This is a genomic window from Polaromonas sp. P2_G11, from assembly GCF_056403595.1.
On sequence record NZ_JBFUFE010000003.1, the window covers coordinates 26023 to 37776 of the forward strand.

At 62.5% G+C, this 11754-nt stretch carries 4 protein-coding genes; 1 reads left to right on the plus strand and 3 read right to left on the minus strand.

Features of this window, described 5'->3' with window-relative positions:
* Entirely contained in the window at window positions 1-267 is a 267-nt protein-coding gene (locus AC1DWQ_RS10860) for a flagellar biosynthetic protein FliQ (protein ID WP_477669657.1), read from the minus strand.
* 503 nt (window positions 268-770) lie between these two features.
* On the opposite strand from AC1DWQ_RS10860, the gene AC1DWQ_RS10865 reads away from it, so the two are divergent.
* Window positions 771-1832: a S1C family serine protease gene (locus AC1DWQ_RS10865; RefSeq protein WP_477669658.1), complete on the plus strand. Its 1062-nt coding sequence runs from the start codon at window positions 771-773 to the stop codon at window positions 1830-1832.
* Window positions 1833-1963: 131 nt separating this feature from the next.
* On the opposite strand, the gene AC1DWQ_RS10870 is transcribed toward AC1DWQ_RS10865, so the two are convergent.
* A complete protein-coding gene (locus tag AC1DWQ_RS10870) occupies window positions 1964-3655 on the minus strand; it encodes a ShlB/FhaC/HecB family hemolysin secretion/activation protein (RefSeq protein ID WP_477669659.1) in 1692 nt (563 codons plus the stop codon).
* Between the two features lie 27 nt (window positions 3656-3682).
* Window positions 3683-11713 carry a beta strand repeat-containing protein gene (locus tag AC1DWQ_RS10875; protein ID WP_477669660.1) on the minus strand — a complete coding sequence of 2677 codons (8031 nt, stop codon included), beginning with the start codon at window positions 11711-11713 and terminating at the stop codon, window positions 3683-3685.
* Between the last annotated feature and the right edge of the window lie 41 nt (window positions 11714-11754).

The window sequence follows — 11754 nt, forward strand, 5'->3', positions numbered from 1 at the left end:
CTAAAACATGGCAGGAATACCTGCCCACAGCTGAGTAAAGTAAGCACTGAGCTTGCGCAACATCCAGGGGCCAAACACGACAAGCGCAATGCCAGCCGTCATCAGCTTGGGTACAAAGGTCAGGGACATCTCCTGCACCTGCGTAACCACTTGAACAATGCTGATCAGCAAACCTGTGAGCATGGTCAAGCCAAGAACGGGCAGGCACACCAGGAATCCCATCCAGAATAGGTCCGACATCATTTTCAAAGCCAGGTCAGCGTGCATTCTGCTGTGTGCTCCCGCATCCATAGTTTGTTGTCGCCACACATGCAAAGGGATGCAAGTCCGCGCGGTCATCCTGACGCATTCGATAAGCTTTGTTGTTTGTCATGTCCCAAGGCGCCTGTAGCGGGGCCTCCCCCTGTTATTTGTTCCGAACTGTATCGCAATCTACAGAATTTGCGGCAGCAGTTACCTTATTTTCCATATCGATTTAGGTACTAATTACTTAGACATTTCCAAAGCACTGGAAATAGATATTGCTTTTGAACCTTGTGCGGTGCTACTTCGCTGACTAGGAATTTTTCACAACCCCTTCCCCTTTTCCCCTCCTTTTGGGGAGCCTGCTGAGGTCAACAAATGAGACTTGGCGGGTTGGGGCAATGAATGAGCTGATTGTTTGTTACACGCTTCTCAAGATTCTTTTGACCTTACCGCTTGTAACGCCATTTATTAACGTGCATTCTTGAGCTGTGGTTGGGATTGTTCCTGCCGTTCAGGAGTCTGTCATGTGCACCTTGCGTCAGCGGCTCTACATCCTCCTTTCAAGCTTATTGCTGTCCGGCACACCCTGGCTTGCCACCACCGCGCACGCGGCCACTGTGCAGCCCCCGGCGGCGCAGGCCATGATGGACGCACTAACCCGCGCTACAACGGCGGTGGTCGGCGTCAAGGTCACGGCGATGGAAGATGCACGCTCGGCCGAAACGCTGGGCCTGCGCCGCGCCGGCTCAGGTGTGCAAATCAACCAGGACGGGCTCATCCTCACCATCGGCTACCTGATGCTGGAAGCCGAACACATCGAGATCGTGACGCAAGACAACCGCACCTTGCCGGCGCGCGCCGTTGCCTATGACCTGGCCACCGGCTTCGGGCTGTTGCGCCCCTTGCTGCCACTGCGCGGTGTGGGCGTGGCAGCGCTGGGCAACGGTAAAGACCTGCAGCCCGGCGAACCGCTGATGGCCGTCACCGGCCCGCAGGCTGATGAGGACGGCGACGTAAGCATGACCCGGCTGGTCAGCCGGCGCGCGTTCTCCGGCAGCTGGGAATACCACATCGAATCGGCGCTGTTCACCAGCCCACCTATCATGGCCAGTGGCGGCAACCACAGCGGCGCCCCGCTCTTCAACCAGAAAGGTGAGTTGATGGGCATAGGCTCGCTGCTGGTGTCCGATGCCACAGGCGAAAACCGCCGCCTGCCGGGCAATATGTTTGTGCCGGTGGATTTGCTGCGTCCCATCCTCGCGGAGCTGCAGCGTTCAGGCGCCAGCATGAAAAGCCGCAGGCCATGGCTCGGCATCACCTCCAATGACCAGGGCGGGCGCATACAGATCCTGCGGGTCAGCAAGGAGAGCCCTGCGGACCTGGCCGGGCTGGAGGCGGGCAACGTGGTGCTGGCAGTAGACGACGCCAAGGTGGCCACGCTCGAAGCTTTTTATAAAAAGCTGTGGGACCGGCCCGCACCCGACGCGGAAGTCAGGCTGACGGTGCTGCAGGGTGCAGAAGTCAAAACCATTGTGCTCAAGGCCCAGGACAGGATGCTGACGCTCAAGAAGCCTGCGGGCATCTGATTTTTACAACAAAATAGGTTGTAGCCCATACAGGTAAAGCGCAAGCAGCTATTGATTTAATAGCACTACAGGGCTACGCGATTTGACAGCCCCGCACGACAAGCCAGGAATGGGCACGAGCAGCGCAGCCTTCAAAACCGGTAGGCGACCTCGGTCCACATACGCGTTGAATCTGTCGTCCTGACCAGCTCGGGTGTCGACCCCAGGGGCGAGGCCAGGTAGGCACGGGCCCGCCACTGGTTGAGCCCGGTCCAGTCAAGGCCAACCCCCGCTCCGCTGAGCGTTGCGCTGTTGGCACCTGTCACCCAGGGTCGTTGATTGACTTTCAGGTAGGCACCGTCCCAGAACGCCACCGCCTGGAGCTTGCCGCCGACAACCTGCCCCAGGTCGTAGCGCAGCTCGACGCTTGTGCGGTAACCCGTATCACCCGACAACGCACCCACATCGTAGGCACGCACCGAATAGGGCCCGCCCACGGACATTTTTTGTGACGAATCGAGGTTGGTGTTTGCCCACTGGCCTGCCCATGAAAAATGCAGCGTGCTGTTTTGCCCGAGGCGCTGCAAGCGGGAGAAGCCCAGATTGGCCTTTGAAAACCAGCCCTGCGTTCGTGCGCTGGCCGCATCGTCCAGCTGCGCCTCTGTAGCGTCAAAAACCACCCTGCCCCGGGTCCATCCCAGGCTCCAGGTATTGATGCCGCCGGACAGCAAGGTGTCCCGCCAGTCCCCGGTCAGGCTCGACGTCCAGGAGTCGAGATGCCGGTCTGTTTTTATTCCCGCCACGTCTACACGCTCGCGCAACTGCACCGTGTCGTATTGAATCTGTCCATAGAGGTTGACCGTCTGGCTTCGCACCAGCGGATGCTTGCCCCAGAGGCTGCCGGTCTCGGCGGAACCATGCGCGCCAAGTATCTCAAGAGACCCGCCAATTTTGTAATCCAGCAAGGAATAGGCGGCTCCTGCGCGGGTGCCCTGGCCGTTCAACAATGATTCGTAGCCCACCCGTCCGTAGCTCAGCCCCTTCCCGGAATTCAGGCCGCTCAGGCTCAGGACATCGCCATGCTTCAAAGGGTTGTTGACGTACACCGTACCGCCCAGGCGGGCTCTTCCTGTATAGCTGTTGCCGTAGTCGTCCACAACCAGGCTTCCTGAAACCGCCGGGCCGGGCGTGGTATCGATACTCAGATCGGAGGTGCCCATCCCGTCGCCGGGTCTTAAGGTTGCCTGCACCACCACGCCGGGTATGTCCGACAGCAACAGCAGGGAATTGTCCAGCAGGGCCTGGTCGACTGGCTGCCCGTTTTGCAGCGGCGCTACCGTCGCCTGCAGCAGCAGGTCGTTCACGCGCGTCTGGTTGTTGACGCCGACCTTGCCGTAGCGCGCCTCGACCACCAGAAAGCGAACAACGCCCGACTGGATCACCTGCGCAGGCACCACGGCCCGGGCAAAGGTCTGGCCCCTGCTGTGGTAATACTGGCCTATGCGCCCCGCCATTTCGTCGAGCTGGTCAAGCGTCAGGCTTTTGCCTTCAGCATCGGCCACCAGTGCATGCAGCGTGGCTGTCTCAAACAGGGTGTTGCCGATGATGTTGATCGATTTGACATCCACCGTCACGGCGGGACGCACAGGTGGCGGCGGGATATTCCCCTCATTGCTGAGGGGCGGCCTTTCTCCGCGGGGCGATGGGACGGCTTGCTGGGACGGCTGGACCTGCCGGAGGATGGTGCCGATATCAACCGGCAGCGGATCAGCCGCCTGGACCGCGAACAGGGGCGCGGCTGCCAACAGCAGCACAGCGTGCTTACCGGATACGTTGCATTTCATGGGGAAACTTTTGTGGGGTAGCCGTATTTATTTTTGAGCGGCCAGCACACCGTTTTGCAGCTGCACGCCGCCGTCAACGATATGCAGGCGCGGATCTTTTCTTACTGTGGCAACCACATCCTGCAGCACCTCGACGGCCCCACCGGAAACCACCAGTTCGTCTCCACCGGAGGCATCGGCGCTTGCGCTGCGAGTTACCCGAAGGATGGGCGATACCTCGATCAGGCCGGATTTGGAGCGTGTCCCATCCACGGCCTGTTGCATGGCGGCGTCGGCACCATCATCGGCGCCCCCCCGCCCAAGCGTTCCCGCCCGTGCGGGCACAGCTGTGACAGGCAAGGGAGTGATGGATGCCGTCAGCCCGGTCGGTTGCACCACCGTGTAGTTGGCCGCGTCAACCCCGCCCAGGGTATAGCCTGTCACGGTCACGGGCTTTGCGTTACCCACATTCGCGTTGGCAAAAGCACCGCTGCCGCCGCTGACGCTAACCACGTCACCGACCAGGGCCGCCACGGCGGCGGTACCACCCAAGGTGGCCGCAGTCGTACCGTCAAAAACCTTGTTCTGCGCATTTACACCGGTGACAGCCAGGCTGGCCGGTGTGATGTTTGCCGTGACACCTGTAGGTTGCACCACGGTGTAGTTGCCGGCGTCGGCCCCGCCCAGCGTATAGCCGGTCACCGTCACGACTTTGCCGTTGCCCGCGTTTTTGTTGACGAAAGCGCCATTGCCGGTACCACCCACAGTCACCACGTCACCGCCCAGGGCTGTGACCCCCGCCGTTCCGTTAAGCGTGGCGTTGGTGGTGGTGTCGTAGACCTTGTTGTTTGCCCCGACGCCCGTGACGGCCAGGCTGGCTGGTGTGATGTTTGCCGTAACACCGGCAGGTTGCACCACGGTGTAGTTGCCGGCGTCGGCTCCGCCCAAGGTGTAGCCGGCCACGGTCACGACCTTGCCATTGCCCACATTCTTGTCAGCAAAAGTGCCGCTACCGCCACTCACACTCACCACGTCACCGCCCAAAGCAGCCACAGCGGCCGTGCCATTGAGGGTGGCTGCAGTACTCGCGTCATACACCTTGCTGTTTGCCCCTACACCGGTCACCGCCAGGCTGGCCGGCGTGATGTTTGCCGTAACGGCAGTGGGCTGCACCACGGTGTAGTTGCCGGCGTCGGCGCCGCTCAGCGTGTAGCCGGTCACGGTCACAGCTTTGCCATTGCCTACATTCTTGTTGGCGAAGGTTCCGCTACCGGTGCCGCCCACCGTCACGACATCACCGCCCAGGGCAACAACACCTGCGGTGCCATTGAGGGTAGCCGTGGTGGTGGTGTCATACACCTTGTTGTTGGCGCCCACACCTGTGACTGCCAGGCTGGCTGGCGTGATGTTGGCCGTGACAGCTGTGGGCTGCACCACGGTGTAGTTGCCGGCGTCGGCGCCGCCCAGTGTGTAGCCCGTGACTGTCACGGCCTTTCCGTTGCCCACGTTTTTGTTGACAAAGATGCCGCTGCCGGTACCGCCCACCGTCACGGTATCGCCGCCCAGGGCCGCGACGTTTGCTGTGCCATTGAGTGTGGCGGTGGTGGTCGTGTCGTAGACCTTGTTGTTTGCGCCTACGCCGGTAACAGCCAGGCTCGCCGGCGTGATGTTGGCTGTGACGCCGGTGGGCTGCACCACGGTGTAGTTGCTCGCATCGGCGCCGCCCAGCGTGTAGCCGGCGACGGTGACGGCCTTGCCGTTGCCCACGTTCTTGTTGTTGAAATTGCCGCTGCCCGTGCCGCCCACCGTCACGGTATCGCCGCCCAGAGCTGTGACCGCCGCCGTGCCATTGAGTGTGGCGGTGGTGGTGGTGTCGTAGACCTTGTTGTTTGCGCCTACACCCGTGACAGTCAAGCTGGCCGGCGTGATGTTGGCCGTGACGCCGGTGGGCTGCACCACGGTGTAGTTGCCTGCATCAGCTCCACCCAGTGTGTAGCCGCTGACCGTCACAGCCTTGCCATTGCCCACATTCTTGTCGGCGAAGGTGCCGCTGCCACCGCCAACCGTCACCACGTCGCCGCCCAGTGCCGCGACGTTTGCGGTGCCATTGAGCGTGGCGGTGGTGGTGGTGTCGTAGACCTTGTTGTTCGCGCCTACACCCGTAATGGCCAGGCTGGCAGGCGTGATGTTGGCCGTGACACCTGTTGGCTGCACCACGGTGTAGTTGCCGGCATCGGCGCCGCCGAGGGTGTAGCCGGTGACGGTGACGGCCTTGCCGTTACCCACGTTCTTGTTGACGAAATTTCCGCTGCCGGTACCGCCCACGGTCACGGTATCGCCACCCAGGGCCGTAACGGCGGCTGTTCCGCTCAGCGTGGCCGTGGTGGCGGTGTCATAGACCTTGTTGTTTGCACTCACACCGCTGACAGTCAAGCTGGCCGGTGTGATGTTGGCGGTCAAGCTGGTGGGTTGCACCACGGTGTAATTGCCGGCGTCGGCACCGCCCAGCGTGTAGCCGGTGACGGTCACGGCCTTGCCATTGCCTACGTTTTTGTTGGCGAAGCTGCCGCTGCCGGCGCCGCCTACCGTCACCGTGTCGCCACCCAAGGCCGTCACCGCAGCTGTTCCGCTCAGCGTGGCTGCAGTTGTGGTGTCGTACACCTTGTTGTTGGCATTCACACCTGTGACCGTGAGGCTGGCGGGGGTGATGTTGGCGGTCAGCCCCGTGGGTTGGACCACGGTGTAATTGCCGGCATCGGCTCCGCCCAGCGTGTAGCCGGTGACGGTCACGGCCTTGCCGCTGCCCACATTCTTGTTGGCAAAAGCGCCACTTCCACCGCCAACCGTCACAACATCACCCCCCAGGGCCGTAACAGCCGCCGTTCCGTTGAGAGTCGCGGTGGTCGTTGCGTCGTAGACCTTGTTGTTGGCGCCTACGCCGGTAACAGCCAGGCTGGCTGGCGTGATGTTCGCGGTCACCGCCGTGGGTTGCACCACGGTGTAGTTGCCGGCGTCCGCACCGCTCAGCGTATAGCCGGTAACAGTCACAGCCTTGCCATTGCCCACATTCTTGTTGGCGAAGCTGCCGCTGCCCGTGCCGGCCACGGCCACGACGTCACCGCCCAGGGCCGTGACGGCTGCCGTTCCGTTGAGTGTCGCCGCGGTGGTCGTGTCGTAGACTTTGTTGTTCGCGCCTACGCCGGTAACAGCCAGGCCAGCCGGCGTGATGTTCGCGGTCAATCCCGTGGGTTGCACCACGGTGTAGTTGCCGGCGTCGGCACCGCCCAGTGTGTAACCGGTGACAGTGACGGTCTTGCCGTTGCCCACATTCTTGTTGGCAAAGGTGCCGCTGCCACCGCCAACCGTCACCACATCACCGCTCAGGGCCGCGACGGCCGCCGTGCCATTGAGTGTGGCGGTGGTGGTGGTGTCGTAGACCTTGTTGTTTGCGCCTACACCCGTGACAGCCAGGCTGGCCGGCGTGATGTTGGCCGTGACAGCTGTGGGTTGAACCACGGTGTAGTTGCCGGCATCAGCACCGCCCAGTGTGTAGCCGGAGACGGTGACGGTCTTGCCATTGCCAACATTCTTGTTGACGAAATTACCGCTGCCGGTGCCCCCCACCGTCACAGTATCGCCACCCAGGGCCGTAACGGCGGCTGTTCCACTCAGCGTGGCCGTGGTGGCGGTGTCATAGACCTTGTTGTTTGCACTCACACCCGTCACCGCCAGGCTCGCCGGCGTGATATTGGCGGTCACCGCCGTGGGCTGCACCACGGTGTAGTTACCGGCGTCTGCTCCACCCAGTGTGTAGCCGGTGACAGTCACCGCCTTGCCATTGCCCACATTCTTGTTGGCGAAGGTGCCGCTGCCGATGCCACCCACCGTCACGGTATCGCCGCCCAGGGCTGTAACGGCCGCTGTTCCGCTGAGCGTGGCCGTGGTGGTGGTGTCGTAGACCTTGTTGTTTGCGCCTACACCCGCGACAGTCAAGCTGGCCGGTGTGATATTGGCGGTCAAGCTCGTGGGTTGCACCACGGTGTAGTTGCCGGCGTCGGCACCGCCCAGCGTGTAGCCGGTCACAGTCACCGCCTTGCCATTGCCCACATTCTTGTTGGTGAAGGCGCCATTGCCGGTACCGCCCACGGTCACGGTATCACCACTCAAAGCCGTCACCGCTGCTGTCCCGCTCAGCGTCGCTGTGGTGGTCGTGTCGTAAACCTTGTTGTTTGCGCCTACACCCGTAACAGTCAAGCTGGCCGGCGTGATGTTGGCCGTGACAGCTGTGGGTTGAACCACGGTGTAGTTGCCGGCATCTGCACCGCCCAGTGTGTAGCCGGTGACGGTGACGGTCTTGCCATTGCCAACATTCTTGTTGGCGAAATTTCCGCTGCCGGTACCGCCCACGGTCACGGTATCACCACTCAAAGCCGTCACCGCTGCTGTTCCGCTCAGCGTCGCTGTGGTGGTCGTGTCGTAGACCTTGTTGTTTGCGCCTACGCCGGTAACAGCCAGGCTTGCCGGCGTGATGTTGGCTGTCACGCCGGTGGGTTGCACCACGGTGTAGTTGCTCGCATCGGCGCCGCCCAGCGTGTAGCCGGTTACGGTAACCACCTTGCCGTTGCCCACGTTTTTGTTGGCGAAGCTGCCGCTGCCGGTGCCGCCCACCGTAACCGTGTCGCCACCCAAAGCTGTCACCGCTGCTGTTCCGCTCAGCGTCGCGGTGGTCGTTGTGTCGTAGACCTTGTTGTTGGCCCCCACGCCCGTAACCGCCAGGCTTGCCGGCGTGATGTTTGCCGTGAAACCTGTGGGTTGCACCACGGTGTAGTTGCCGGCATCGGCGCCGCCCAGCGTGTAGCCGGTCACGGTAACCACCTTGCCGTTGCCCACGTTCTTGTCGGCAAACCGGCCGATGCCCGTGCCGGCCACGTTCACCGTATCACCGGCGAAAGCTGCAACGCTGGCCGTGCCGTTGATGGTGGCGGCGTCACTGGCGTTGTACACCTTGTCCTGGATCGTCACACCGCCAACGGCAAGGCTGGCCGGCGTGATGTTCGCGGTCAGGCCCGTGGGCTGCACGACGACATAGTTGGCGGCATCTGCGCCGCTCAGCGTGTAGCCGGTGACGGTCACGGCCTTGCCGTTGCCCACGTTCTTGTCGGCGAAAGCACCGCTGCCGGTGCCGGCGATGCTCACCGTGTCGCCGGCGATGGCTGTGACGCTGGCCGTGCCGTTGAGGGTGGCGGTGGTGCCGGCGTCATACACCTTGTTGTTTGCGCTCACGCCTGTGACAGCCAAACTGGCGGGATTGACTGTCAGCGTGCCATTGGCGTAACTGATGTCGTAGCCCTGCTGATTGGAATACAGGCCGGAACCCGTCACCGTGTAGCTTCCGGCATTGACCGCGCCCTGGGCGGTTCCGCCGAAACTGATGCTTCCCGACAAGCTGCCGCAAGCCGTATTGGAGCAACTGATGCCGGTTCCGCCGTTCCAGGACAGCTTGTCGTAGGTCTTGCTGGTGCTGCCGACCGTGACCGTGGTGGCCTTCATGAGCGCCTTGAGCAGGGGACGGCTATTTCCCTCATAAATACGCCAGACGCTGGTGAAATCCCAGTTCGGGTTGACGTTGCCGTTGGCAGCCGTGGCCGAGCTGAAATTGGCCTGTTGTTGCATCTGGGCTGTGGTCATGCCCATGCCGCCGCCCGAGCTGGTGGCCCGCCCGGTTGTGACGGTGTCCCAGAAACTGTTGTTGATCGCCGTTCCGGCGTCCCACAAGCCGACCAGCCCGCCCAGGTTGCTGGTGCCGCTCACGGCCCCGGTCGCGTAGCTGTTGTTGATGGTGCCACCAGCATTGAACTTATAGCCCACCAGGCCGCCGACATTCGTGGTGCCGGACACCGTGCCACTCGCATAACTGTTGCTGATCACAACATTGGCGGTACCATTGCTGTCCCAATACCCCACGAGCCCGCCGACATCCTGGCCGGTGCTGGTGACGTTGCCGCTGGCGTAGCTATTGCTGACGCTTCCGCCGTTGAGCATGTCGCCCACCAGCCCGCCAACCCGCGAACTCGATGCGCCGACAGAGCCGGTGGCATAGCTGTCGCTGATAAGGCCCTGGTTCCAGCCAACCAGCCCGCCCACAATGAACGAGCCGATCACCGCGCCGCTGGCGTGGCTGTTGCGGATTACGCCCTGGCTGGTCCCCACCAGCCCACCAGCCTCGGATCCGGAGCCGGTCACTGAGGTGCTGGCGTAGCTGTTAGTGATATTGCCAGAGCTCCACCCGGCCAACGCGCCGACTTTGGTTTGGCCCGTGACGCTACCGCCGGCCAAGCCCAAATTGTTGATTCGCCCCGAAGCGCCTACATAGCCGAGCAGACCGACGTAGGTGGCGGTGGGCCGGTTGATAGTGAGGCCGGAAATGGTGTGGCCCAAACCGTCCAGGATGCCACTGAATTGCGCCAGGTTGTTGCCCAGCGGTTCGAATCCACTGCCGCCGTTCCAAGCGCTGGTTGGCGAGGCGTCGATGTCAGCGCCCAGTGCGTAGCGACCGTTGAGATTGCCGCTCATGCCCTGTAAATCTGTGCCGCTGGTGCTGGTTGCGGTACCCAGGTCAGTGATCACCGTATAGGCGACGGGGGTACCGTTGCTGCCTTGCTTGGTGCTGAAATTGTTGCCTGCCGGCAAATTGATCTTCGCGCCGTTGTTGACGTTGTAGGAGTTGGTGATTCCATTGGTATTGCCCTGGCCGTATTCCAGCGCCAGCTTGCCGGTGCCCGATGCGTTGAGGTTGGCATTGATGTTGATGTTGTTCTGCGCGTTGAGCGTCAGCTGGTTGACGCTCCAGCTCACCACGTTGTTGACGTTGACATCGCCCGCCGTGCCCGTGTTCCCGCTGCTGCTCTGGATGACGACGTTGCCTGAGGCCAGGTTGGCACTCAGGGCCGCACCCGTGATGTTCCCGCCTGCAGCGGCGATGGTGAAGTCCACAGGATCGATCAGCCAGGTGCCGCTTTGGCCCGCGGGGGCCGCCGTGGTGATCCGGGCGCCGTCGGCAATGTTCACCTGCGCGCCCGAGGTTTCCACAAAGCCGCCGTTGCCGCCGTTGGGCGCCGAAGCGTCCAGCGTGCCCGCAATGTTGGCAGTGCCGGCGGCCATGCCGCCCAGCAGGATGATGGTGCCGCTGCGGTTTTCCACGGTGCGCGCCTGGATCACCCCGGTGTTGTTGACTGCGCTGGCCAGCAGGGAATCCTTGGCACCGGCGCTCATCAGCGCCTGCCCGCCGTCAGCCAGAATCAACCCGCCGTTCTCGGCCAGGCTGTTGAGAACGCTCTGGTCCACCTCGATCTTGAGCAGCTGGTTGCCCTGGAAGGTCAAAGTAGCCGCGCTGCCTGCCGCCAGCGCCACGCTGCCCTGCGGAGCGCTGATGCTGCCCTGGTTGCGCACGGTATTGCCGACCAGTGCAACGTAGCCGCCCGTGGCAGCATTGATGCGGCCCTGGTTGACCACACTGCCTGCGCCTGCGCCGCTGAAGCTGCGCTTTCCGCTGCTCAGGTCCGCATCCTTGACATCCAGTGTCGACGCCACCAGCCCGCCCACATTGACCTGGGCGCCGGCGCCAAACAGGATGCCGTTGGGGTTGATCAGGAAGACCTGCCCATTGGCATTGAGCTGGCCCAGGATCTGGCTGCCGTGGGTGTCCATGATGCGGTTGACCGCGATCGCGCTGGCCGAAGGCTGCACGAAGTTGACGCTTTCCTGCGCGCCTACGTTAAAGCTCTTCCAGGTCAGCGAAGCGTTCTGGCTGGATTGATTGATGGTGGTGGCGGAGCCGCTCTGCGAGATGCTGGCCGCGCCCGAAGTGACCTGGCCGTCTACCGGGCCGGCCTGCGCTGTTGCTGCTCCCAGCAGCAAAACGGCCGTTACGGGCTTGCGCAGGGTCCATCTGCCCGCGGCGCTATCGGCCATCCGTCCCAGTGCATCAAAAAACGGCGGCGCCGCGGTGGGTACGCGTTGACCGATGTTTGTTACAAATTGCGCTGCCGTACGCGCATTTTTCGAACTTTTTTTGTGCATTTTTCACATCCCGCGAGTCCCCTTGCGTCAGCCGATTGCAA

Bases quoted from the DNA above. Each gene is read 5' to 3' on its own strand.
- AC1DWQ_RS10860 (WP_477669657.1), bottom strand. From the start codon at position 267: ATGCACGCTGACCTGGCTTTGAAAATGATGTCGGACCTATTCTGGATG.
- AC1DWQ_RS10865 (WP_477669658.1), top strand. From the start codon at position 771: ATGTGCACCTTGCGTCAGCGGCTCTACATCCTCCTTTCAAGCTTATTG.
- AC1DWQ_RS10870 (WP_477669659.1), bottom strand. From the start codon at position 3,655: ATGAAATGCAACGTATCCGGTAAGCACGCTGTGCTGCTGTTGGCAGCC.
- AC1DWQ_RS10875 (WP_477669660.1), bottom strand. From the start codon at position 11,713: ATGCACAAAAAAAGTTCGAAAAATGCGCGTACGGCAGCGCAATTTGTA.